General features: G+C 67.0%; 21 protein-coding genes, 1 tRNA gene and 1 pseudogene. 6 read left to right on the top strand and 17 right to left on the bottom strand.

Annotated features, from left to right (window positions below):
* The first annotated feature begins 2 nt into the window (after positions 1-2).
* Positions 3-881, top strand: a complete 879-nt coding sequence (locus ACOMD9_RS01160) for an alpha/beta hydrolase (protein WP_421411682.1) — start codon at positions 3-5, stop codon at positions 879-881.
* A 119-nt stretch (positions 882-1,000) separates the two neighbouring features.
* Here ACOMD9_RS01160 and ACOMD9_RS01155 read toward each other — a convergent pair whose 3' ends face one another.
* Genes ACOMD9_RS01155 through ACOMD9_RS01140 form a run of 4 tightly spaced genes read right to left on the bottom strand, consistent with a single transcriptional unit; the run spans position 1,001 to position 5,767 of the window.
* Entirely contained in the window at positions 1,001-1,981 is a 981-nt protein-coding gene (locus ACOMD9_RS01155) for an XdhC family protein (RefSeq protein ID WP_421411681.1), read from the bottom strand.
* A gap of 2 nt (positions 1,982-1,983) precedes the next feature.
* The gene (locus ACOMD9_RS01150; RefSeq protein ID WP_421411679.1) at positions 1,984-4,383 is read right to left on the bottom strand and encodes a xanthine dehydrogenase family protein molybdopterin-binding subunit; all 2,400 of its coding nucleotides are present in this window, start codon (positions 4,381-4,383) and stop codon (positions 1,984-1,986) included.
* Positions 4,380-4,871 (bottom strand): (2Fe-2S)-binding protein, encoded by a 492-nt coding sequence (locus ACOMD9_RS01145; protein WP_421411677.1) that lies wholly within the window; start codon positions 4,869-4,871, stop codon positions 4,380-4,382. The genes ACOMD9_RS01150 and ACOMD9_RS01145 overlap by 4 nt, the downstream gene beginning before the upstream one ends.
* Positions 4,868-5,767, bottom strand: coding sequence for an FAD binding domain-containing protein (locus tag ACOMD9_RS01140; protein WP_421411675.1), 900 nt, complete (start codon positions 5,765-5,767; stop codon positions 4,868-4,870). The genes ACOMD9_RS01145 and ACOMD9_RS01140 overlap by 4 nt, the downstream gene beginning before the upstream one ends.
* 161 nt (positions 5,768-5,928) lie before the next feature.
* Here ACOMD9_RS01140 and ACOMD9_RS01135 point away from each other — a divergent pair, with 161 nt between their 5' ends.
* The 3 genes from ACOMD9_RS01135 to ACOMD9_RS01125 all read left to right on the top strand — a co-directional run bounded on the left by ACOMD9_RS01135 (position 5,929) and on the right by ACOMD9_RS01125 (position 7,746).
* A complete protein-coding gene (locus ACOMD9_RS01135) occupies positions 5,929-6,606 on the top strand; it encodes a TetR/AcrR family transcriptional regulator (RefSeq protein ID WP_421411673.1) in 678 nt (225 codons plus the stop codon).
* A 231-nt stretch (positions 6,607-6,837) separates the two neighbouring features.
* Positions 6,838-7,404: a CoxG family protein gene (locus tag ACOMD9_RS01130; protein ID WP_421411672.1), complete on the top strand. Its 567-nt coding sequence runs from the start codon at positions 6,838-6,840 to the stop codon at positions 7,402-7,404.
* Positions 7,405-7,455: 51 nt separating this feature from the next.
* Positions 7,456-7,746, top strand: a complete 291-nt coding sequence (locus tag ACOMD9_RS01125) for a DUF1330 domain-containing protein (RefSeq protein ID WP_421411670.1) — start codon at positions 7,456-7,458, stop codon at positions 7,744-7,746.
* A gap of 34 nt (positions 7,747-7,780) precedes the next feature.
* Here ACOMD9_RS01125 and ACOMD9_RS01120 read toward each other — a convergent pair whose 3' ends face one another.
* The 5 genes from ACOMD9_RS01120 to ACOMD9_RS01100 all read right to left on the bottom strand — a co-directional run bounded on the left by ACOMD9_RS01120 (position 7,781) and on the right by ACOMD9_RS01100 (position 12,855).
* A complete protein-coding gene (locus ACOMD9_RS01120; RefSeq protein ID WP_421411668.1) occupies positions 7,781-8,479 on the bottom strand; it encodes a nucleotidyltransferase family protein in 699 nt (232 codons plus the stop codon).
* 91 nt (positions 8,480-8,570) lie between these two features.
* The gene (locus tag ACOMD9_RS01115; RefSeq protein WP_421411666.1) at positions 8,571-9,899 is read right to left on the bottom strand and encodes a TRAP transporter large permease; all 1,329 of its coding nucleotides are present in this window, start codon (positions 9,897-9,899) and stop codon (positions 8,571-8,573) included.
* Complete coding sequence (locus ACOMD9_RS01110; protein ID WP_421411664.1) at positions 9,899-10,441, bottom strand: TRAP transporter small permease subunit; 543 nt, start codon at positions 10,439-10,441, stop codon at positions 9,899-9,901. The genes ACOMD9_RS01115 and ACOMD9_RS01110 overlap by 1 nt, the downstream gene beginning before the upstream one ends.
* A 69-nt stretch (positions 10,442-10,510) precedes the next feature.
* Positions 10,511-11,581, bottom strand: a complete 1,071-nt coding sequence (locus ACOMD9_RS01105; RefSeq protein WP_421411663.1) for a C4-dicarboxylate TRAP transporter substrate-binding protein — start codon at positions 11,579-11,581, stop codon at positions 10,511-10,513.
* Between the two features lie 341 nt (positions 11,582-11,922).
* Entirely contained in the window at positions 11,923-12,855 is a 933-nt protein-coding gene (locus tag ACOMD9_RS01100) for a LysR family transcriptional regulator (protein ID WP_421411661.1), read from the bottom strand.
* A gap of 130 nt (positions 12,856-12,985) precedes the next feature.
* On the opposite strand from ACOMD9_RS01100, the gene ACOMD9_RS01095 reads away from it, so the two are divergent.
* A complete protein-coding gene (locus tag ACOMD9_RS01095; RefSeq protein WP_421411659.1) occupies positions 12,986-14,533 on the top strand; it encodes a CoA-acylating methylmalonate-semialdehyde dehydrogenase in 1,548 nt (515 codons plus the stop codon).
* Positions 14,534-14,698: 165 nt separating this feature from the next.
* Here ACOMD9_RS01095 and ACOMD9_RS01090 read toward each other — a convergent pair.
* From ACOMD9_RS01090 to ACOMD9_RS01075, 4 genes and pseudogenes are all read right to left on the bottom strand, one after another.
* Positions 14,699-15,000 (bottom strand): annotated as a pseudogene (locus ACOMD9_RS01090) (IS1634 family transposase); the annotation flags it as partial.
* Between the two features lie 112 nt (positions 15,001-15,112).
* Positions 15,113-15,469 (bottom strand): hypothetical protein, encoded by a 357-nt coding sequence (locus tag ACOMD9_RS01085; protein ID WP_421411657.1) that lies wholly within the window; start codon positions 15,467-15,469, stop codon positions 15,113-15,115.
* A gap of 145 nt (positions 15,470-15,614) precedes the next feature.
* A complete protein-coding gene (locus tag ACOMD9_RS01080; protein WP_421411655.1) occupies positions 15,615-16,871 on the bottom strand; it encodes an ISL3 family transposase in 1,257 nt (418 codons plus the stop codon).
* 118 nt (positions 16,872-16,989) lie between these two features.
* Positions 16,990-17,066: transfer RNA gene (locus ACOMD9_RS01075), tRNA-Arg, on the bottom strand.
* A gap of 250 nt (positions 17,067-17,316) precedes the next feature.
* Here ACOMD9_RS01075 and ACOMD9_RS01070 point away from each other — a divergent pair.
* Positions 17,317-18,129, top strand: a complete 813-nt coding sequence (locus ACOMD9_RS01070) for a c-type cytochrome (RefSeq protein WP_421411654.1) — start codon at positions 17,317-17,319, stop codon at positions 18,127-18,129.
* Positions 18,130-18,308: 179 nt separating this feature from the next.
* On the opposite strand, the gene rep is transcribed toward ACOMD9_RS01070, so the two are convergent.
* From rep to pyrE, 4 genes are all read right to left on the bottom strand, one after another.
* Positions 18,309-20,372 (bottom strand): DNA helicase Rep, encoded by a 2,064-nt coding sequence (gene rep / locus ACOMD9_RS01065; RefSeq protein ID WP_421411653.1) that lies wholly within the window; start codon positions 20,370-20,372, stop codon positions 18,309-18,311.
* Positions 20,373-20,375: 3 nt separating this feature from the next.
* Positions 20,376-20,867 (bottom strand): tRNA (uridine(34)/cytosine(34)/5-carboxymethylaminomethyluridine(34)-2'-O)-methyltransferase TrmL, encoded by a 492-nt coding sequence (gene trmL / locus ACOMD9_RS01060; protein WP_421411651.1) that lies wholly within the window; start codon positions 20,865-20,867, stop codon positions 20,376-20,378.
* A 72-nt stretch (positions 20,868-20,939) separates the two neighbouring features.
* Positions 20,940-21,503, bottom strand: coding sequence for a YfaZ family outer membrane protein (locus ACOMD9_RS01055; protein ID WP_421411649.1), 564 nt, complete (start codon positions 21,501-21,503; stop codon positions 20,940-20,942).
* 45 nt (positions 21,504-21,548) lie between these two features.
* Positions 21,549-22,262 (bottom strand): orotate phosphoribosyltransferase, encoded by a 714-nt coding sequence (pyrE, locus tag ACOMD9_RS01050; protein WP_421411934.1) that lies wholly within the window; start codon positions 22,260-22,262, stop codon positions 21,549-21,551.
* Between the last annotated feature and the right edge of the window lie 18 nt (positions 22,263-22,280).

The raw sequence follows: 22,280 nt of genomic DNA, 5'->3' as shown, positions 1-22,280 counted from the left end.
CCATGACAGCAGCACGACGCTGCGCAATACCCATCCTGACTCTCCTGCTGCTGGCCGGCCAGGCGCTGGCCAGCCAGGTCTCGCTCCACCGCTTCCACTCCGACCTGCTGGGGCGCGACTACCCCTATACCCTCTATCTTCCCGACGGCTACCACGACGCCGGGCTCGACTATCCGGTGATCTATCTGCTGCACGGCTCCTTCGGCAGTGAGCGCGACTGGGTGACCCGCGGGGCGCTCAAGGAGATCGCCGACCGCATGATCCGCCAGGGGCGGATCCCGCCGGCGGTGATCGTGATGCCCGGCAGCCAGAGCTGGTGGGTCGATGGCCACAACGAGCCGGCGCGTACCGCCTTCTTCGAGGAGCTGATGCCTCACGTGGAGGACGTGTGGCGGGTGGTGCCGGAACGCGAATGGCGCGGTATCGCCGGGCTATCCGCCGGCGGCTACGGCACCGTCAACTTCGCCCTGGAGAGACCCGAGCTGTTTGCCGCCGCCGCGGCACTGAGCCCTGCCAGCTACCATCCGCTTCCGCCGGCCAACTCCACCGCTCGGGAGCATGCCGCCTTCCTGACGCCGGACAACCGCTTCGATGCCGACCTCTGGCAGCGGCTCAACTATACCGCCTACCTGGACAGCTACCTGGCCCAGGACTATGTGGTGCCGCTCTACCTGAGCGCCGGTAACCGCGACGCCTTCGACGCCGTGGAGCACGCCCGCCGGCTGCAGGCGGCCCTGGAGGATCACCAGCCTGGCCAGGTACCGCTGGAGGTGCTGTCCGGTGGCCATACCTGGCGGGTGTGGCGAGCCAGCCTCGGCCCTGCACTGGCCTTCATGTTCCGCTACCTTCAGCCCCCGGTGCCCCTGGAGCAAGCGCCCTGAGACGAGGCGAAGGAGTACGTGAAGCGCCAGGCTCTCATCCTTGTGGGCTTGCGCGTAGCGAACAGAGGCTTTCTTCACCAGAGCAGATCGCTCATGCCGCGACTCCAGCGCCACGACGCTCAGAGCGTATCGCGGGTCCTGCCACGCTGCACGCGCAGGATATCGGCCATCACTGCCAAGGCGATCTCGGCGGGCGTCTTGCTGCCGAGCGACAGGCCGATCGGCATGTGCAGGCGCTCGATGTCGTCGTCGGTCAGGCCGCCGGAGCGGCGCAGCCGTTCGGCGCGAGCCTCGGAAGTCCGCCGCGACCCCATCACCCCGATGTAGAAGGCGGGCGTTCGCACCGCCTCGATCATGGCCAGGTCGTCGATGCGCGGGTCGTGAGTCAGGGCCACCACGGCAGTGGCCGCATGGCAGGCGCCCGAGGCGATATGCCGCGAGGGGAGTTCCTGGCGCAACTCAACGCCGGGTACGTTGAAGTCGAGGCAAGCCTCCTCGCGGGGGTCGCACACGATCACCTCGAAGCCCAGGGCGCGCGCGAACTCGGCGCAGGCCACGGAAACCGGCGAGATGCCGGCGATGATCAGCCGGGCCGTCGGGCCGACGCGCATCCGTATCATGCCCCCCTCGCTATCCCGCATGACCCGCGGCCCCACGCCCCGGTCATCGAGACAATGCATCTCCCCGCTGGTCGGATCGACGCAGCGAACCAGGTGGCGGCGGCCCACCAATGCATCGTGCAGCGCCTCGTAGTGCGCCAGGGTGGTGGCAGTCGGCGGCAGTCGCTCGATCAGCACTTCCAGGATGCCTCCGCAGGGCAGGCGGATCCGGGGGCCTCGAGGGCCCTCGGGGTCTCCGTAGCACAAGGTGGACACCGGACGATCGAATTCGCCGTCACGCAGCCGGGCCAGGAAGTCCTCCTCGACGCAGCCGCCGGAGAGCGATCCGACATGCCGACCGTCCCGACGCGCCACCAGCCAGGAGCCGGGTTCCCGGGGCGAGGAGCCGAAGGTGGCGAGCACGGTGCAGAGCCACAGCGTTTCGCCTTCACGGGCCCAGGCCAGGGCGCGTTCGATCACCTTCAGGTCCAGATGCTGCATGATCAGCTCTCCAGCTGGTCGCCGATGCGCCTGAGGCTGCGCAGGATACGCTCGGGCGTCATGGGCATGGCGGTAACCCGCCCGCCCAGCGGGGCGATCGCGTCGTTGACGGCATTCATGATCGCTGCCGGCGAGGCGGCAGTGCCGGCCTCGCCGGCGCCTTTGGCGCCGATCTCCGAGTACTGGCTGGGGGTCTCCACGTGGGCCACCTCGATGTCGGGAAGCTCGGAGGAGAGCGGCACAAGGTAATCCGCGAGGCTGCCGTTCGTGAGCTGGCCGTCGGCGCTGTACAGGCACTCCTCGAACAGGGCCATGCCGATGCCCTGGGCGACGCCGCCGCGGGTCTGTTCGTCCACCAACTTCGGGTTCAGCACCCGGCCGCAATCCTCTACCACCCAGTGGTTCAGCAGCCGCACCAGGCCGGTCTCCACGTCCACTTCCACATGGGAAGCGTGCACGCCGTTGGTGAAGGCGAAGGGCAGGCCCTGCGGCGAGTAGTGACGCACCACCGAGAGCTGGGGCTGGAATCCCGGGGGCAGGGTGTCGCTGCGGAAATAGGCGATCCGGCCAACCTCGGCGAGGCTGATCCGCTCCTCACCGTCCTTGCGGCCGACCACCAGGCCGTCGCGCAGATCGAGCTCCGACGGGGATGTCTGCAGGACAACCCCAGCCACCTCGAGAATGCTGTCACGCAGGGCCCGGGCGGCACGCACGGTGACTTCGCCGCCTATGGCGGCGCCCCGGGAAGCCCAAGCGGCGCCACCGTAGGGGGTCGCACCGGTGTCGCCGGTGACGACGCGGATGTCCTCCATGGCGATGCCGAGTTCGGTCGCGGCGATCTGGGCGACGATGGTCTCGGTGCCCTGGCCGAGTTCGTTGACGCTGATCGCGAGTTGCACCTTGCCCGAAGGCTCGAGCTTCATCGAGCAGCCGTCCTGGGAGGAAATGCGGGCGCCGCCGACGCCGTAGAAGGCCGGCCCGGGGGCGGTAATCTCGACAAAGGTCGCAATGCCGATACCACGGTAGACCCCCTTCTCCCGCAGCCCCCGCTGCTCCTCGCGCAACCCCGGATAGCCGATCATCTCCTTGAGCTTCTCCAGCGAGCGCTGCAGGGAAAGCCCCTCGTAGGTGAAACCGCTGGCGGTCTTGTAAGGATAGGCATCGTCGGCGACATAGTTGCGGGCGCGCAGCTCCGCCGGGTCCAGCCCCAGCTCGGCAGCCGCCTTGTCCACCAGCGCCTCGGTGACGGTGAAGGCGATGGGGTGGCCCACCGCCCGGTACTGGCTCATGACGTTCTTGTTCTGCAGCACTACCTTGAGCACCGCCCGGTAGTGCTGCTGGGTGTACGGGGCCCCCACCAGCTTGATGACCTGGTTGCCCTCCACCGCACTGGTGCGCGGATACACGGAGTAGGCCCCGACGCCGGTGAGATCGTCCACGTCATAACCGAGGATGCCGCCGTCCCTGGTCAGGGCCAGCCGAGCGCGCACCCGGTGGTCGCGGGCGTGAATGTCGCTGACGAAGGACTCCAGCCGGTCCGCCGACCACTTCACCGGGCGCTTGAGGAGCATGCTCAGCGCGCAGGTGGTCATTTCCTCGCCGTGGACGTGGAGCTTGATGCCGAAGGCGCCACCGATGTCCTTCGCCACCACCCGCACGTTCTCCTCGGCCAGGCCGAGGTGGCGGGCATAGACGTCCTGCATCTGATAGGGCGTCTGGGTGCCGTGGTAGGCAGTCAGCCGCTCCTCGCTGGGATCATAGTCGGCCACCACCACCCGCGGCTCCAGGGTCACCCCGGTGTGGCGGCCGAAGTGGAACTCGTCCTCCACCACCAGGTCCGCCTCGGCGAAGGCGCGCTCGATGTCGCCAGCCTCCACCTTGCTGCCGAAGACGAGGTTGTCGCCCAGCTCCGGGTGGATCAAGGGCGTGTCCGGATCCAGGGCGGTCTCCGGGTCGGTGACCGCGGGCAGTTCCTCGTAGTCGACCAGCAGCAGCTCCAGCGCGTCCTCGGCCAGGGCGCGGGTCTGGGCCACAACCGCGACCACCGGCTCGCCCTGCCAGCGGACCACGTCGTGGGCCAGCGGGTACTGAGGTGCGGACTTCATGCCGTCGAAATGTTCCAGCGTGCCGACCCAGGGCTGGCAGACCCTGGCGATGTCCTCGCCGGTGAACACCCCCACCACGCCGGGCGCTTGACGGGCCGCCTCGGTGTCGATCCCGGTGATGCGGGCGTGGGCAAAGGGGCTGCGGGCGAAGGCCACGTGGACCATGCGCGGCAGGCTGACGTCGGAGGGGTACTGACCGCGGCCCGCCAGCAGCCGGCGGGCATTGGGCCGCGGTACGCTGCGGCCGATATAGCTGTTCGGGCGGTCCAGGACGCTCGAGTGAGGTCTATCGCTCATTGCGCAGCCTCCCTGGTGTCGCCGCTGCAGGTCTCGGCCACGGCGTCGACGATGGCGTGGTAGCCGGTGCAGCGGCAGTAGTTGCCGGATATCCCGGCGCGGATCTGCTCGCGGTCCGGGTTGGGGGTGTGCTTGAGCAGGTCGGCGGCGGCAATCAGCATGCCCGGCGTGCAGAAGCCGCACTGCAGGGCATTGTTGCGGTGGAAGGCCTCCTGCAGGGCGGCCAGTTCACCGCTCTCGGTGATCCCCTCGACGGTCTCGATCTCCGCCCCTTCGGCCTGCACGGCGTACATCAGGCAGGCGCGCACCTGGTCGCCGTTGTAGCGCACGGTGCAGGCGCCGCAGGCGCCCTGCTCGCAGCCGACGTGAGTGCCGGTCAGGTGCAGCTCCTCGCGGAGGAAGTCGGCCAGGGAAAGTCGTGGACTGACGCGGCAGCTGACGCGCTCGCCATTGACGGTCAGGTTGAGCTCGTGGTTGGTGTCGCTCATGCGCTAGGGTCTCCGCTCAATGCGTGCAGCACTCGGCCGAGGAGTACGCGGGTCATGTGGGCCTTGGCCTCGGCCGAGGTGTAGAGATCACCCAGGGGCTGGAGGTCGTCGGCCAGGGCTGCCTGCGCGGCCTGGATGGTCTCGGCGTCCAGGGGACGGCCCTCCAGGGCGGCGGCGGCCCGCTGGGCCAGCACCGGGGTCTCGCCCACGCCGAAGAAGCCCAGCCTCACCTCCTGCAGGCGCTGGTCGTTGCGCCGCAGCAGTTTCATGGCGCCCTTGGCGCCGATCCGTGCCTGGGCGGCCAGTCCGACGATGGCGTAATCGCCCTTGCGCCGGGCGAGTTCCTCGAAGCCGTAGAGCATGCCGCCGGCGGCTGCCGGCACCTCCACGTGAGTGATCAGCTCGTGGGGCTCGATGGCGGTCTGGTAGACGCCCTGGAAGAACTCCTCCGCCGGGAGGGTTCGGTTGCCTTCGTGGCTGGCCAGGTGAATGCGCGCCCCCAGGGTCAGGCAGCAGGCCGGCCACTCCGAGGCGGGGTCGGCGGTGGCGATGCTGCCGCCGAAGGTGCCGCGATTGCGGATCGCCTCGTGGGCGATGTAGGGCGCCGCACGGGCCAGCAGGGGGGCGTGACGCGCCACCTCCGGCGAACGCACCATTTCGGCATGGCGGGTCAGCGCACCGATGCGCAGCCACTTGCCGCGCAGCTCGACCCCGGCCAGGCCGGGGACCTGGTTCACATCCACCAGCATGCTCGGGGCGGCCAGGCGCATGTTCATGGTAGGCACGAGGCTCTGGCCGCCGGCGATCACCTGGGCCTCGTCTCCGTGTTCGGCCAACAGCGCCAGCACCTGGTCAAGCGACCCCGGCCGTACGTAGTCGAATTGCGGCGACTTCACGTCTTCGTTTCCTCCGACAGTTCCGTGGCGGCAACGGGTCGTGTCGCCACAATTTATCGTTTGATTAACTATGCGGCGGCCGGAGGAACGATGTCAATGCCCTTGTAGTCGCATCCGCAGGCGACGAGAATAGCGACAGGCCTAGCGGGAGGAGTAGAGCGGTGGGAGCGGAAACAGGCAGACGGCGGCGGCTCTCGCCGGAGCAGCGTGAGCGCCAGATTGTCGACGAGGCGATCCGCTTCTTCGCCGAAGTCGGTTTCGAGGGCCAGACCCGGGAGTTGGCCAAGCGTTTGGGGATCACCCAACCGTTGCTCTACCGCTACTTCCCGAGCAAGGAGAGCTTGATCGAACGGGTCTATCACGAGGTCTACGTCAAGCGCTGGCAGCCGCACTGGGAGGCGTTGATCATCGACCGCAGCCGGCCCCTGCAAGAGCGCCTGATTACCCTGTACCAGGAGTACACCCGGGTGATCTTCAACTATGAGTGGGTGCGCATCTTGATGTTTTCCGGGCTGAAGGGCGTGAACATCACCGAGCGTTACCTGAGTATCGTCCAGGACAAGCTGTTCGTGCCGGTATGCACCGAACTGCGAGAGGTGGCGGGGTTGCCTTCCACCGACGAGGTGCCATTGCAGCCCGAGGAGCTGGAGCTTGCCTGGGACCTCCATGGCGGGATCTATTACCTGGCCATTCGCAAGTGGATCTACAACCTGCCCATCCCTGAGGACCTGGATCGCCACATCGAAATGGTGGTTCACAACTTCATGGAAGGCACCCCCGAGACCCTGCGCTGGCACTTCGCCAGAGGCGACGCGCAGCCGTCCCTGCCCCGGGGGTAACTCCCTCGGGATGGGCATTGCCCACCCGGAAAGACCGCCGAATCCACCACAGCGCCGCAGAGCTGTCACGGCGCAGAGCCGTGTGAAGCCTCCCCTGTGCGCTGAGCCAGCCTGGCCGGGGCATGTCCCCTCCCCGCGCCCGGCGCACTCTTCCACTTGATTTTTCCTCGCCAGCCGCTATCATCATCGCTAGTTATCATAAGATAAATAACGGACCGAGGAGGACGTACCATGGAGATTTCCGGCGAGCATCGTATCCCGGCACCTCGAGAGCAGGTCTGGGAAGCGCTCAATGATCCGGCGGTGCTGCAGGGGTCGATCCCGGGTTGCGAGGCACTGGACAAGGTATCGGACACCACCTTCACCGCTCGTATCGTCAGCAAGATCGGCTCCATCAAGGCCCGCTTCAACGGCAAGGTAGACTTCTCCGATATCGACGCCCCGCGCTGCTACACCATCTCCGGCCAGGGCCAGGGCGGCATGGCCGGCTCCGCCAAGGGCTCGGCCCGCGTCGAGCTGGAGGAGAGCGGGCCCCAGGAGACCGTGCTGCGCTACACCGCCAATGCGGAGGTGGCCGGCAAGCTGGCCAGCGTGGGCAGCCGGCTCATCCAGGGCGTGGTCCGCAAGACGGCGGATGACTTCTTCCGCAATTTCGTCGAGCAGGTCAGCGGCGGCCAGTCGACCTCGGCCACCGCGGCGGAGCCGGCTCGACCGACAGCGGGCGTTGGCCGCCTGGGGTGGTTCATCGCAGCCGGCGTTCTCGTCGCCGCCGCGGTCGCTGCCCTCATGCTGCTGTAGCGAAAGCTGCCGGAACGCCTCCCTCTTCCCCGATTGCAACAGGAGATCAGCATGGCTGGTTATTGGATTGCCCTGGTCGACGTTCACGACCCCGAGGCCTATCAGGAATACGCCAAGCGCGCCACGCCGGCGATCGAGAAGTTCGGCGGCCGGCCTCTGGCCCGCGGCGGCCGCAAGGTGGCCCTGGAGGGCGCCGAGCCCCCCGGGCGGGTGGTGATCATCGAGTTCGACAGCCTCGAGCAGGCCCAGGCCTGCTACGACTCGCCGGACTACCAGGAAGCGCGCCGCTACCGGGCCGACGCCGCCAAGGGTCAGTTCATGGTGGTGGAAAGCCTCGCCTGATCATCCTCTCGAGGGGCGCCGTGGCGGGTAGCGTTCACGAAGCCGGCCTCGCCGCGTCCCGCCGCAGCCGCTCCAGGGCGGCGGGCGTGTCCACATCCAGGAGCACCCCGGTCCCCTCCACGACCACTTCGGTTACCAGGTCCTCATGCCCCCCGATCAGGCGCCGTGCGCCCCGGTCTCCCTCCAGGCGCTGCAGCTCGGCGAAGAACTGCCGACCCAGCAGTACCGGATTGCCGCGCTTGCCCCGGCAGGTCGGCACACAGATGGCCCGGCCTTCGGTGGGGTCGAAGGCGTCCAGTAGACGACGCAGGTCCCGCGGTTGGACTCGCGGCATGTCCCCCAGGGCCACCAGTACGCCGTCGACCTCGTCGGGCAGGGCGCGCAGTCCCGCCCGCAGGCTGCTGGACAGCCCCTCGGCGTGGTCGGGGTTGTAGACGACCACCACGGGCAGGTCCTCCGTCGCCCGGGTGACGGCTTCGGCCTGGTGGCCGACCACCAGATGGACCGGTGCCGCGCCGCTTTTCGCCACCGCGCGCACCGCATGCCTTACCAGCGCCTCGCCCCGCCAGGGCAGCAGCAGCTTGTTGGCCGGGCCCATCCGGCGCGAGCCCCCGGCCGCCAGCACCAGGCCGGCGACACGCGGTCGCTGCGGCGCCCCATTGCGGCGCTCGCGACTCCCGTCCCGGGCGCGGCCGAGCAGCCCCGTATCGTCCAGGGAATCCGGTTGTCTCATTGGCCGATGGCCTCCGGAAGACACGGCGCCCGGTTGTCTGCGGCGCCCAGCTGGAGGGACGGTGATGACCCCTGTCGCGACCGGCGCACGCTCAGACCAGGGCCAGCGTCAGCGCCGGGAACGCCGCGATCAGCGCCAGGACGATCAGCATCACCCCGACGTATGGCAGTACCCCGCCGAAGATGGACTCCACCGAAACACGCTCGTCATTGAGTGTGGATTTCACGGTGAAGATCGAGATACCGAATGGCGGTGTCAGCAGGCCGATCTCCACCGCAATCACGGTGATGATGCCGAAGTGGATCAGATCGAAGCCGAAGTCCACGGCAATCGGGGCCGCGATCGGGGTCATCACCAGCAGGATCGAGGTCGAGTCCAGGATCATGCCCATCAGCAGCACGATCAGCACGTACAGCGCCAGGAAGCCATAGGGGCCCAGGCCGGCGTCCAGCACCAGATCCGAGATGGCCATGGGCACGCCTGCCATGGCAAGCATGCGGCTGTAGAAGAGCGCGGCGATCAGCAGGATCAGGATGCTGATGGACACTCCACCGGTCTCGCGCAGCACCTGCCACATCCGCTTCGGCGTCAGCGAACGCCGCAGCAGGGCAATGACGAAGGCACCGAAGGCACCCATGCCGCCCGCCTCGGTAGGCGTGAAGAAGCCACTGTAGAGCCCACCCAGGACCAGCAGCACCAGGGTGATGATGGGCAGGGACTTGCCTGCCATCTGCTTGCCGGTGAGCAGCGGCTGAATCCGCCGGGCGTCGCCCAGTTCCCGCAGGCGCTCGGCATCGAACACGAAGCGCGGGGCAAACAGCGCCAGCAGCATGATCATCGCCACGAAGCCGACCGCCAGGATCACGCCCGGGATCAGCCCGGCAATGAACAGCTTGCCGATCGACTCCTCCGCCAGCACACCGTAGACGATAAGCAGCAGACTCGGCGGCACGAGCATGCCCAGCACCGAGCTGCCCGCCACGGTGCCGGCGGCGAAGGCCTTGCGGTAGCCATGGCGGGCCATCTCGGGCACCGCCACCTTGGTGAACACCGCCGCCGAGGCGATGGAAACGCCGGTTACGGCCGCGAACACCGTGTTCGCCGCCACCGTGGCCACGCCCAGGCCGCCGGCCACGCGACGCAGCAGGGTCTCGGCGACGTCGAAGGTGTCCTTGCCGATATTGGAGATGCTGACCAGCAAGCCCATCAGGACGAATAATGGGATCGTGGCGAAGATGTAGCTGGATATGCCGCCATAGGCCGACATGTACATCATCTGCAGGGCCAGGTCGAAATTGTCCCGGATGGCCCATATTCCGACGAAGGCCACCGTCATCAGGGCCACGGCAATATGCATCCCCATCAGCACCAGCAGGACGAGTGTGCCGATCACCAGGGCGGTGAGGCCGAGATCGCTCATCAGGAAGCCCTCGTTGTATCGGCCGACCCCCGGCACAGCAGGGCCGGAATCAGAATCAGGTAGGCCAGGGTCGCCATCGCCGCCCCGATCACCGCCAGGGCGCGGAAGGGCCAGCCCGGAATCATGTAGAGGCCGCGCACGCCGTAGAACTCGTTGCTCTGCCAGGACTGCACCAGTTCCGGCCAGGCGACGTAGGTCAGCAGCGCGAACATGACGCTGCCCACCAGGGCGTACACCACATCCAGCACCAGCCGCAGCCGCGGCAGGCGGCGGCCGATCATGTCGATCAAGAAGCCGGCGCGGGTCATGCGGCCACCGAGGATGCCCGCTCCCAGTTGCAGGAAGACGATGGCCGCCACGGACAGCCCGGCGAACTCGGCGACACCCGTCAGCGGCGTGTCGAAGAAGTTGCGCCCGGCGACATCCGCCACCACCAGGCTCATCAGGACGAAGATCCAGAATGTGCCGAGGGCGGCCAGCAGGTCAGCAAGGCGCACGAACCAGCCGACACCGGACGGCGCTGCGTTATGCGTGATGCTCATGGCGAGCCTCGTATCGTGACTTGGAAAGAAGGCCGCGCCGGACGGCGCGGCCCTGGTACCGTGGCCAGCTTAGCGGACGGCGGCGTCCCAGGCGCGGAACGGCTCGACGCCATTCTCGCGCAGCTTGTCGAAGTAGGCCTTCAGGACCACCTCGGCATCCTCGCCATTGGCCTCCAGCCACGGGCCGACCAGGTTCGGCAGGCCGTCCACCCAGCGCTGCTTCTCGGTGGCCGGCAGCTCATGGATCACCAGACCCTCTTCCTGCATCTTGGCCAGCCACTCCTCGGCGGTCCTGGCGACGTGCTCGCCGTGACGCTCGGACATGATCCCGCCGGCCTCGCGGAACGCGGCCTGGACGTCCTCCGGCAGACCGTCGAAGAAGCGCTTGTTGACGGCCACGGCACCGAAGGCCATGGAACCGAAGCCGACGCGGGTCAGTTCCGGTGCAACCTCCTGCACCCGGGCCGGGCCGATGCCGCTGGCGAAGGACAGGGTCCCCTCGGTGACGCCGGTCTGGATGTTGGTGTAGTAGGTGGTCAGGCCGCCATCGACGGGGATGGCGCCGGTACCCTTGAGCCAGTTGGCGGAGGTGCCGGGGGCGTTCAGGCGCATGTTCTGGATGTCGTCCAGCGCCTCGATCTGGCTGGTGCCGTAGATGTCGTAGCTGTCGGTCACCAGCGTCGACAGGTGCACCAGGTTCTCCCTGTGCCAGCTGTCGCGCAGTTCCGGCAGCTCCTGGCTGAGGTCGTCGAAGATCTGGATGATCAGCTTGTGGTCGTCGGTGGCGAACGGGGTGTAGTAGGTGACGTTCTGCAGCGGCAGGTCGGATTCCTCCCACACGGTGCCGATCATGCCGACGTCGACGATGCCGTCCTTCACCGCCTTGCGGGTCTCGGAGAACTTGTACAGGGTGCCGCCGTAGTTCTCGCGCCAGCGGATTTCATAGTCGCCGCCCTGCTCTTCCAGGATGCGGTCCACCTCGGGCTGGAAAACGTTCTTCATCGCCCACACCCAGATGTTCTGAACCGGGTGGCTGGAACCGATGTTGACGGTGATGCGTTCTGCCGCAGCGGCGTTGGTGCTTGCGAGTCCCACACCCAGGGCAAGCGCACCGGCAAGGCCGGCCTTGAATAGTTTCATTGTTATATCCTCCAGTTGCAGACGACCGTCGCGCTGGACGGTACCTTCTGCCTCGGCAAGGGAGGTGCGAGTATGCCCCGGCGGCCTCCCGGCGGCTCGACTGATCTGGCAATGCTGTGAATTACCGAGAGATCCTCTCCTCGCTCCTCCGGGGCGCTCCAGCCAGGCGGGCGCCTCTTGTCGTGGCATTGATCGGATGATCTGTTAATCGGTCGATAAATTCAAGCGGGCCGTCTCGGAAGATTCCGAAACGGCCCGGGCTGAGGGCTGAGGATGGACTGTCATGCGGGAGGCAGTCGGCCAGCGGGATCATCGCGGTGCGATGCCTCTACCCGGGAGGGCTACGCTATGGACGCGAAGCCCTGGTGCAAGTGATCGACGAGGCACTGCACCGCCCGCGGCACCTGCCGCGTCCACGGCCGGATCGCGAACAGCCGCTCGCCGAAGAAGCCCACCGGCCTCCAGTCCGGCAGCACCTGCGCCAGCCGCCCGGGGCGGAGCTCATCCACGGCGGTGAAGTCCGGCAACAGGCCGATGCCCAGCCCACCCAGCACCGCCTCCCGCAGCACCTCGCTGTTGTTGGCCTTGAAGCGCCCGCCGACCGGCACACCGACCCGCTCGCCGCGCTTGCGGCCGGCTTCGCGCTCGAAGCCCCAGCTCTGGGTGCTGCCGTCACGCAGATACATCAGGCACTCGTGGCGGCTCAGATCCGCCGGGTGCCGGGGCACGCCGTGGCGCTCCAGGTAATCGTGGCTGGCGACCAGCAGCGAGCGCGACTCCCGCAGGACCCACGCCACGTGGGTCTCCGGCGCGGACTGGGCGTGGCGGATGGCCAGATCGAAGCCCTCCTGCGGGAGGTTGACGAAGCGGTCGGAGAGATCGAGCTCCAGCCGAATCTCCGGGTAGCGCTGCAGGAAGGCCGGCAGCATCGGGGCGATACGCTGGCGCCCAAGCGCCACCGGGGCGCTCACCCGCAACAGGCCGCGCGGGTTGCCGGCCAGATCCTTGACGCTGGTGAGGCTCTGCTCGATGCGGACGAAGGAGGGCTCAATGTCCTCCACCAGTTGCTGCCCCGCGTCGGTGAGCACCACCGAGCGAGTGGTCCGGCGCACCAGCGGCACGCCGACGGCACGCTCGAGGTTGGCGATGCGGGTGCTTACCGAGGCCTTGGAGACCCCGAGCCGGCGCGCCGCCCCGGTGAAGCTGCGCGCCTGGCCCAGCACGGTCAGCAGATGCAGGTCGGCGAGCACGGGGGAAATCTGTTGGGCGGACATGGCAGGTCTCGTTCGCGGCGCATGAAGGATTGTTCAAATTGATGAACAGTGTAGTTAGGTATTAGCGATTGTAAAGCCACCTCTCGCCGCCTAGGCTGGAAGCCGTTTTCACGCAAACGGAGTCGAATTCATGGGCGTTTCCAACTCCCCCTCGCAGATCGTACAGAGTGACGTCGCTCAGCATTGGATCGACGGCCGCACGGCGTCGAGCACCGGTGAGCGCACCCAGGACGTGTTCAACCCCGCCACCGGCGAGGTAAGCCGCAAGGTGGCACTGGGCAGCATGCAGGACGTCGAGGCCGCGGTCGCCAGCGCCAAGGCCGCTCTGCCGGCCTGGGCACAGCTTCCGCCGATTCGCCGCAGCCGCATCCTCAACAGCTTCCTGGCCCTGCTCAACCAGCACCGTGACCAGTTGGCCGAGATCATCTCCCGCGAGCACGGCAAGGTGTTCACCGACGCCCAGGGCGAGGTGACCCGCGGTATCGATATCGTGGAGTTCGCCCTGGGCATCCCGCAGCTGCTCAAGACCGACTTCACCGACCAGGTCTCCACCGGTATCGATAACTGGACGCTGCGCCAGCCCCTGGGCGTGGTCGCCGGCATCACCCCGTTCAACTTTCCGGTGATGGTGCCCTGCTGGATGTTCCCCGTGGCCATCGCCTGCGGCAACACCTTCGTGCTCAAGCCCAGCGAGCGCGACCCCTCCGCTGCGCTGTACATGGCCGAGCTGTTCAAGCAGGCCGGGCTCCCCGACGGCGTCTTCAACGTCGTCCAGGGTGACAAGGTCGCCGTGGACGCGCTGATCGACCATCCGGACGTGAAGGCGGCGAGCTTCGTCGGCTCCACTCCGATCGCGCACTACATCTACCGGCGCGGCGCCGAGCAGGGTAAGCGCGTGCAGGCGTTGGGCGGCGCGAAGAACCACATGGTGGTGATGCCCGACGCCGACATCGACCAGGCGGTCGACGGCCTGATCGGCGCTGCCTACGGCTCCGCCGGTGAACGCTGCATGGCCATCTCGGTGGCGGTGCTGGTGGGTGACGTCGCCGACAAGATCATGCCCAAGCTGGCTGAGCGGACGAAGCAGCTCAAGATCAAGAACGGCATGGAGCTCGACGCCGAGATGGGGCCCATCGTCACCCGTCAGGCGCTGGAGCGGATCCAGGGCTACATCGAGGATGGCGCGCAGAGCGGCGCCGAGCTGGTGGTTGACGGCCGCGTCGACGCCGACGGCAACCCCTTCACGGTGCCCGGCCACGAGGGCGGCTTCTGGATCGGCGGCACGCTGTTCGATCACGTCACCCCGGAGATGCGCATCTACAAGGAGGAGATCTTCGGACCGGTACTGGCCTGCGTGCGGGTGAAGGATTTCGCCGAGGCGGTGGAACTGATCAACGCCCACGAGTTCGGCAACGGCGTTGCCTGCTATACCCGCGACGGCAACGTCGCCCGCGAGTTCGGCCGCCGCATCGAGGTGGGCATGGTCGGCATCAACGTGCCGATCCCGGTACCCATGGCCTGGCACGGCTTCGGCGGCTGGAAGAAGAGCTTGTTCGGTGACATGCATGCCTACGGCGAAGAGGGCGTGCGCTTCTACACCAAGCAGAAGTCGATCATGCAGCGCTGGCCCGAGAGTATCGCCAAGGGCGCCGAGTTCGTGATGCCGACGGCGAAGTAATAACCGATGAAGTCGAACAAGGGCCTGCGACGATGTCGCAGGCCCTTGACTTCGTGGCGCGCCCGGCAGGACTTGAACCTGCGACCCTCGGCTTGGAGCGACCGAGTTCGACAGTTAAAAGCGTAAACTACTGATTATCCTTGAAACGCATTTTCAAAATTGGCACTACAAGCGGGATGCGGTAGGTGCCGGCAGGCCAATCGCCTCGAAGATGTCGCGTTGTTCAGGCTTCAGTTTGGTCAGGCCGCTCGCCGTCTCGCGACGGTGAAGCAGGACCTGGTGGAACTGGATCTTGCGGGCAATCTCCAGGGCCCGCGTCGGCGACAGCGGATGATGGCTCGCCTTCAGCCGCATCCGAGCACCCGGTAAAGCACTAAGGCGAGGAAGCAGATCAGGGCATGAGCGCGGATGCGTTCCGGTCGCCGGTGGTAGACCGGTGCAATCTCGATGCCGCTCTTCAGCGCTCGATGTCAGCCAGCACCCGGTGTTAATGGCCAAGTAAATTGACCCAGTACCGGCCAACGCTTTTGACCCACCCCCGAGGTGGCAGCGCTGCCACCATCCACCTACCGTGTCGGCTCAGCCAAGGGTCGGGACGGAGTTGTGAAGCCTGGATTCATAGAATAACCGCAGCACTTTGGATCGCACGGTAGAGGCAGGAGGGCCCGCGCCGGTCCCTCCCTGCTTATCGATCAGCTGGTAGTCGGCGAGGGTGACCACCCAGGAGGCATAGTCGATGGCCAGCAGGTCGACCAGCTTGTCAAAGGCGGTGCGCACCTGGCGTCCGATCAGCAGCCAGTCGCGGTTGAGGATCGCGACATCCTGCATGATCTGCTCTTCCAGCAGCCCCTCGTCGGCAAGCCCCGCGGGGCGCAGCTTGCGCGGCGGCTCGCCGGCGCTGCCCGTCAGCTTCCAGATGACCTGTTCGATGGCCATAACCGTTTCCTTATGCTTAGGGGCTATATATCTCTTTTTGCGGTAGCCCTCGGCGCCCTCTATAATATGCCTCAACACGGCCCCGATCGGTGGATCCGCTCTGCGGTGAAGCTGCTGAGGGGTTTTTTAATGGTTCTTCGTCACTTCACGTGGATTTGGTCTGATCGAACAGGCGGCCCACCGGGCTGCCAATCAGGTAGATCATGGCGATGAAGTTGGCCTCGTTCCGGTAGCCGCGTGCGCGTGACCGAGCCGCCTGGAACAGGCCGTTCATGCCTTCCAGTCGTGCGTTGGTCAGTCCCGAGATCCAGCGCCTGACCACCGCGTCGGCATGGCGCTCCAGCGTCGCCAGGGCCTTCCCCATCGGCTTCAGGAGAGGCTTCTCGGAGACCGCCGCCTTCATGACCTTGAGGTAGTTCGTGATGCGCCACCGAGCCGCCCGCGGCGTCGGGGCCTTCTGGATCCAGCGCAGCTTCTCCTTGATCACCCAGGCATCTGACGTGGCGCTCTGGTCGGCCACCAGTTCCTGGAGCGCCGCCAGCTGCTTGGGCGTCAGGTTCTCGTTGTCCAGGCTCTTCAGCAGGGCCCAGCGCAGCGACTTGGGGTGCCCCTGCTCCCGGCGCTCCTTCTTGCGCACCTCGTCCAGCCTCTTGGTGAAGGTCTGAACGATATGGAACCAGTCGACCGTGACGTCGGCCTTGGGAAGATGCTCGGCCACGCCGCTGAGGAAGGCTTGTGACATGTCGCACACGACCTCGACCACGTTGTCGGTGTCGCCGCCATGCGCCGCCAGGAAGGTGCTGAAGGCCTTGACGGCGTCCTTGCCGTGGCCGGGGACGGCGAAGATCACCGGCTCCTGCTTGCGCTGCATATCGAGGAACACCGTGACGTAGCGATGGCCGCGTCGGGACGCGGTTTCATCGACGCCGACGGTGGCCACGTTGCTCAGGTCCAACTCCCCCAGCATACGGCCCACGTAGTGATGCACGATGCGCCACAGTCGTTTGTCGGAGATCTCCAGCTGCCGGGAGACGGCTAGTACCGGCATCTCCTTGACCAGCGACATGGCGGCTTGCTCGAACAACAGGGTGAAGTCGCTGCCCGGCCGCGCCCAGGGCACCTCGATGCGTTTTACGCCATGTTCAGGGCACTTGGTGCGAGGCACGCGAGCATGCAGGTAGCAGTGATGCTGGAAGAAATTCAGGTGCCGCCACGTCTTATCGGCGAAGTCGTGCGCCGGGCAGGCCTTGCCGCACTCCGGACAGGGGTAGAGGCTGCCACGCTCGGTCTCGACATAGAGGTCCAACCGGTGGGGAGACACGGAGGTATCCAGGTGCTGGTCCTTGAGGATCCAGGGCGCTTCCAGGCCCAGGCCGAGGGTCAGAATCTGGGTGCCGTCCATGTCATGCCTCCTGTCGTCGTGGAGGTCATATCCTGGCTCAGCTCAGGGGGCGAATTCCACACTCAACGACGAAGAGCCAAAAAAGGACCTACGGCATCACCGTAAGTCCTTGAATTCTTGGCGCGCCCGGCAGGATTTGAACCTGCGACCCTCGGCTTCGGAGGCCGATACTCTATCCAGCTGAGCTACGGGCGCTTGTTTGCCCGTGACACGGCGTCATCGGGCGGTCCACATCCTACCCGGCTGCCCCGCTCCTGTCCAGCGAGAGTCCCGGCAGGCCATGGGCATGCTGCCAAAGACGTTGGTCACGGCATTTTCCAGCCGAATGCGTTGCCGGTATACTGACGCCCATTGTGCGCGTCAGGGCGTCCCTCGGCTGTCGTGATGCCGTTCGCGACGTCGCCACGGGCAGATTCGATTACAGGACCGTCAAGAGGTGGTGAGAGTGAAATCCAGCAAGCTGATCATGGGGAGCCTGGCTGCCCTGGGCCTGACCGCAGGCATGTCCTCCGCCCAGGCCGAGGTAGACCGTGACGCCATCGCCGAGCGTCTCAAGCCGGTGGGGCAGCTGTGCCTGCAGGGCGAGGACTGCGGCACCGCGGCTACCGCTGCCGCCGATACCGGCAACGGCGACGCAGCCGCGGGCGGCATCGACGGTGCAGCCATCTACAACAGCGTCTGCATGGCCTGTCACGAGACCGGCGCCGCCGGTGCCCCGGTACGCGGCGATGCCGATGCCTGGGCCGAACGCGTCGATCAGGGCTTCGACACCCTGCTGGATCACTCCATCAACGGTATCGGTGCCATGCCGGCCCGCGGCGGCAACCCGAATCTCAGCGACGAGGAGATGGAGGTCGTCACCGCCTACCTGCTGGAGCCGGTGATGGACGTGCCGGAGGTGGGTGCCGATGACGCCCCGGTGGAAGAAGCCGCCGCCGAGGAAGCCGCTGCCGACGAGCAGGAAGTCGCCGAGGCAGCGGACGATGCCGCGGCCACCGACGAGCCCGCTCATGCCGGCATCGATGGTGGCGAGATCTACAACCGCGTCTGCATGGCCTGCCACGAGACCGGTGCCGCCGGCGCGCCGATCCGCGGCGATGCCGATGCCTGGGCCGCACGCCTCGAGCAGGGCATGGAGACCCTCTACGACCACTCCATCAACGGCTTCAACGCCATGCCGGCCAAGGGCGGCAACCCCAACCTCTCCGATGACGAGGTGAAGGCCTCCGTCGACTACCTGGTCGAGCCGGTGCAGTAAGCTTCCGGCCACGGGGAAGCGAGCGGGGCGCCTTCGGGCGCCCCGCTTGCGTTGTTTCGCGCCTCCTCTGACGGTCGGTCGCTATCGCGCCGCAAGCCACTCTCACGCAACGCCATCACCGCAGCCCGCAGCCCGCAGCCCGCAGCCCGCAGCCCGCAGCCCGCAGCCCGCAGCCGGGATCATCCCAACAAGGAGCGCAGCCCGGCGATGGCGTCCTGCCCCCGCGCCTGCTTCTTCTCGGGGTCTTCCTTGTCGGCGCGGCCTTCCCACTCCAGGTCACTCGTCGGCAGCTCGTCGAGGAAGCGGCTCGGCGCGCAGTCCATCAGTTCGCCGTAGGCCTTGCGCTGACGCGCCAGGGTCAGGGTCAGGGTCTGCCGGGCGCGGGTGATCCCCACATAGGCCAGGCGACGCTCCTCCTCCACGGTGCCGGCCTCGATGGCGTTGCGGTGGGGCAGCAGCTCCTCCTCCAGCCCCATCAGGTAGACGTGGGGGAACTCCAGCCCCTTGGAGGCGTGCATGGTGAGCAGCTGCACCCGGTCGGAATCGTCCTCCTCGGCCTGCTGCTCGAGGATGTCACGCAGCACCAGGCGCGAGATGGCCGCCTCCACGCTGTCGGTCTCGGTCTCCTCGCTGGCGGTGTTCTCCTCGGGGTCAGCCTGCATCGACTTCTCGAGCTGGTCGATCAGCGTCCAGACGTTGGCCATGCGCCGCTCGGCGATGGTCGGGGCACTGGCGTTCTGGTAGAGCCACGCCTCGTAGTCCATCTCGCGCAGCATGTCGCGGATGGCGGCGATGGCATCGCCCTGGTCCATGCGCCGGCGCACCCCGTCGATGAAGTGGGTGAAGCGCCCCAGGCGCTCCACGGCCCTCGTGGGCAGCACCTGCTCCAGGCCCAGCTCGTGACAGGCGGCGAACAGCGAGATGCCGCGCCCGGTGGCCTGGTCGTTGGCATAGTTGGCCAGCTTCTCCAGGGTGCCGGGGCCGATCTCGCGACGTGGCACGTTGACGATGCGCAGGAAGGCGTTGTCGTCGGCCGGGTTGATCAGCAGCCGCAGGTAGGCCATGGCGTCCTTGATCTCGTTGCGCGAGAAGAAGGAGGTGCCGCCGGAGAGCTTGTAGGGGATCTGGTAGTGCTGCAGCTTGAGCTCCAGCAGCCGGGCCTGGAAGTTGCCGCGGTAGAGCACCGCGAAGTCGCGCCACTCGGCGCGCTCCTTGATGCGCCGGGTGAGGATCTCGCTGGCCACCCGCTCGGCCTCGGCCTCCTCGTGGCGGTTGACCACCACGCGGATCGCCGCACCCTGGCCCATCTCCGACCACAGGGTCTTCTCGTAGACGTGGGGGTTGTTGGCGATCAGGGTGTTGGCGGCACGCAGGATGGTGCCGGTGGAGCGGTAGTTCTGCTCCAGCTTGATGACATTGAGGCGCGGGAAGTCCTCGCCCAGGGTGACCAGGTTCTCGGGCCGGGCTCCGCGCCAGGCATAGATCGACTGGTCGTCGTCGCCCACCACGGTGAAGGTCTTGCGCTCGCCCATCAGCAGCTGGACCAGCTGGTACTGGCTGACGTTGGTGTCCTGGTACTCGTCCACCAGCATGTAGTGGATCTTGCGCCGCCAGCGAGCGAGCGCCTCCGGATCGTCGCGCAGCAGCACCACCGGCAGCAGGATGAGGTCGTCGAAGTCGACGGCATTGTAGGCCTTGAGGTGACGACCATAGGCCTCGAAGACTCGCGCCGCATACTGCTCGTCGTCGTCCGCGGCGTGGGAGAGCGCCTGACCGGGCAGGATCAGGTCGTTCTTCCACTGGGATATCTGGTGCTGGACCCGATTGATCTGGTCGGCATCGACCTGGGCGTCCTTGTTCATCAGGTCGCGCAGTAGTGCCTTGGCATCCTCGGGATCGAACAGCGAGAAGCCGGGCTTGTAGCCCAGCGCCTTGAGCTCGCCGCGGATGATGTTGAGCCCCAGGGTATGGAAGGTGGAGACGGTCAGGCCGTGCCCCTCGCGTCCCTTGAGCATCGACCCCACCCGCTCCTTCATCTCCCGGGCGGCCTTGTTGGTGAAGGTGACGGCGGCGATGCGCCGCGCGCTCATGCCACACTCCTGCACCAGGTAGGCGATCTTGGTGGTGATCACGCTGGTCTTGCCGGAGCCGGCCCCGGCCAGCACCAGGCAGGGGCCATCGATGTAGCGCACCGCCTCCTGCTGGCGGGGGTTCAACTTGGCCAGGCGCTGCTTGATCGACATCGCTCACTCCTTCCGGGTGCCCGCCTTCACGGGACCCGACCCCACGAACTCCAGCTGACGCCAGGCCTCGAAGACGATCACCGCGCAGGCGTTGGAGAGGTTCAGGCTGCGGCTCTCGGGCCGCATGGGGATGCGCAGGCACCGCGCCTCGGGCAGGGCATCCAGCATCGCCTGGGGCAGCCCGCGGGTCTCGGGGCCGAACACCAGGGCATCGCCCTCACGATAGGCCGGCTCATGATAGCCGGTCCGCCCGCGGGTCGATACGGCAAACACGCGCTCGGGGGCCACGGCAGCCAGGAAGGCGGCCCAGTCGACATGCACCCTCACCCGTGCCCACTCGTGGTAGTCGAGCCCGGCGCGGCGCAGCCGCTTGTCGTCGAGCTCGAAGCCCAGTGGCTCGATCAGGTGCAGGCGGAAGCCGGTGTTGGCACACAGGCGGATCAGGTTGCCGGTGTTGGGGGCGATCTCCGGCTGGTAGAGGACGATATCGAGCATGGGTCTCCTGCGGGCGGCCCTCAACGCAGTCGGGCCCCATCCGGGGCCCGACGCTGACGGCACGGATACCGCTCAGAAGGTGAGGCGAACACCCACCAACGGGCCGCTGTCCAGGGTGCGCGAGCCGCCGCGGTCGTCGTCGAAGTCGGCGCGCAGGGCCCGGTAACCGACATAGCCGTCGACGGTGGGGGTGAAGGCATAACGCGCCCGCACGCCCAGTTCGTAGCCGTCGTCCAGGTCACGGGTGCTGACCGCGCCCGGCGTGTAGAAGCCATAGCCGCCCAGCGACAGCGCCGGCATGGCCGGAACATAGGCATAGCCGTAGCCGCCGAGGCCCAGGCCGCCGCCCTTGCCGTGGTCGGTGTCGAACTGGGTCCAGCGCGCACCCACGCCGATGTCGTAGTCGTTGGTGCGCTCCACGCCGAGCAACTGGGCATGGAAGGCCGTGGCGTCATGACGGTAGTCGCTGTCGATCACGCCACCGCCCAGGACGATGCCGTGGGTGAGCTCGCCGGCGGCCTCGAACTGCACGGCGTCCTGGCTGAGGTTCAGATCCAGGCTGCTCGACTGGGCCTGGGCCAGGGTCGCGGAACCCAGCAGCAACGCCCCGGCGAGGGCAATGATGGTCAGTCGCATGTCACTCTCCTTGTCTGCCCTGGGGCATGACCGTGTGCATCGGTATCAGGCGGCCTGCACGCCGTAGCGCTCGCGATAGTCGCGAATGGCCGCCGCATGACCCCGGAGCTCATCGCCTGCATGCTGTTCAAGATAGGCCAGTACCATGTCCAGCGTCACGATACTGATCACCGGCATGCCGTAATTGGCCTCGACCTCCTGGATGGCGCTCCGCGTGCCGTTGCCGCGCTCCTGGCGGTCCAGGGCGATTACCACCCCGGCGGCCCGGGCGCCGGCGGCCTCGATCAGCCCCATCACCTCGCGGATGGCGGTGCCGGCGGTGATCACGTCGTCGATGATCAGGATATCACCGGCCAGTTCGGCGCCGACGATGCTGCCACCCTCGCCATGGGCCTTGGCTTCCTTGCGGTTGAAGGCGTAGGGCAGGTCGCGGTCATGATGGTCGGCCAGGGCCACGGCGGTGGTGGCGGCCAGGGGAATGCCCTTGTAGGCGGGCCCGAAGAGCACGTCGATCGCCAGGCCGCTGTCGGCGATGGCCCGCGCGTAGAATCGTCCCAGCCTGGCCAGGGCACGGCCGGTGCGGAACAGCCCCGCATTGAAGAAGTAGGGGCTGACCCGACCCGACTTCAGGGTGAACTCGCCGAAGCGCAGCACCCCCTGCTCGATGGCGAACTCGATGAACTCTCGCTGGTAGGCTTGCAACTCGCTGTTCTGCTGCCTGGGCACGCCGGAACTCTCCACCTCGTGGCTCTCTATCATGTTCATGGGCAAAGGCCA

Source organism: Halomonas terrestris (genome assembly GCF_049166755.1).
Lineage (GTDB): Bacteria > Pseudomonadota > Gammaproteobacteria > Pseudomonadales > Halomonadaceae > Halomonas.
This window is presented reverse-complemented; position numbering and strand designations above follow the sequence as displayed.

What these genes read in the sequence shown, in the direction of transcription:
- ACOMD9_RS01160 (WP_421411682.1), top strand. Translation starts at nt 3, where the DNA reads ATGACAGCAGCACGACGCTGCGCAATACCCATCCTGACTCTCCTGCTG.
- ACOMD9_RS01155 (WP_421411681.1), bottom strand. Translation starts at nt 1,981, where the DNA reads ATGCAGCATCTGGACCTGAAGGTGATCGAACGCGCCCTGGCCTGGGCC.
- ACOMD9_RS01150 (WP_421411679.1), bottom strand. Translation starts at nt 4,383, where the DNA reads ATGAGCGATAGACCTCACTCGAGCGTCCTGGACCGCCCGAACAGCTAT.
- ACOMD9_RS01145 (WP_421411677.1), bottom strand. Translation starts at nt 4,871, where the DNA reads ATGAGCGACACCAACCACGAGCTCAACCTGACCGTCAATGGCGAGCGC.
- ACOMD9_RS01130 (WP_421411672.1), top strand. Translation starts at nt 6,838, where the DNA reads ATGGAGATTTCCGGCGAGCATCGTATCCCGGCACCTCGAGAGCAGGTC.
- ACOMD9_RS01125 (WP_421411670.1), top strand. Translation starts at nt 7,456, where the DNA reads ATGGCTGGTTATTGGATTGCCCTGGTCGACGTTCACGACCCCGAGGCC.
- ACOMD9_RS01120 (WP_421411668.1), bottom strand. Translation starts at nt 8,479, where the DNA reads ATGAGACAACCGGATTCCCTGGACGATACGGGGCTGCTCGGCCGCGCC.
- ACOMD9_RS01115 (WP_421411666.1), bottom strand. Translation starts at nt 9,899, where the DNA reads ATGAGCGATCTCGGCCTCACCGCCCTGGTGATCGGCACACTCGTCCTG.
- ACOMD9_RS01110 (WP_421411664.1), bottom strand. Translation starts at nt 10,441, where the DNA reads ATGAGCATCACGCATAACGCAGCGCCGTCCGGTGTCGGCTGGTTCGTG.
- ACOMD9_RS01105 (WP_421411663.1), bottom strand. Translation starts at nt 11,581, where the DNA reads ATGAAACTATTCAAGGCCGGCCTTGCCGGTGCGCTTGCCCTGGGTGTG.
- ACOMD9_RS01100 (WP_421411661.1), bottom strand. Translation starts at nt 12,855, where the DNA reads ATGTCCGCCCAACAGATTTCCCCCGTGCTCGCCGACCTGCATCTGCTG.
- ACOMD9_RS01095 (WP_421411659.1), top strand. Translation starts at nt 12,986, where the DNA reads ATGGGCGTTTCCAACTCCCCCTCGCAGATCGTACAGAGTGACGTCGCT.
- ACOMD9_RS01085 (WP_421411657.1), bottom strand. Translation starts at nt 15,469, where the DNA reads ATGGCCATCGAACAGGTCATCTGGAAGCTGACGGGCAGCGCCGGCGAG.
- ACOMD9_RS01080 (WP_421411655.1), bottom strand. Translation starts at nt 16,871, where the DNA reads ATGGACGGCACCCAGATTCTGACCCTCGGCCTGGGCCTGGAAGCGCCC.
- rep (WP_421411653.1), bottom strand. Translation starts at nt 20,372, where the DNA reads ATGTCGATCAAGCAGCGCCTGGCCAAGTTGAACCCCCGCCAGCAGGAG.
- trmL (WP_421411651.1), bottom strand. Translation starts at nt 20,867, where the DNA reads ATGCTCGATATCGTCCTCTACCAGCCGGAGATCGCCCCCAACACCGGC.
- ACOMD9_RS01055 (WP_421411649.1), bottom strand. Translation starts at nt 21,503, where the DNA reads ATGCGACTGACCATCATTGCCCTCGCCGGGGCGTTGCTGCTGGGTTCC.
- pyrE (WP_421411934.1), bottom strand. Translation starts at nt 22,262, where the DNA reads ATGATAGAGAGCCACGAGGTGGAGAGTTCCGGCGTGCCCAGGCAGCAG.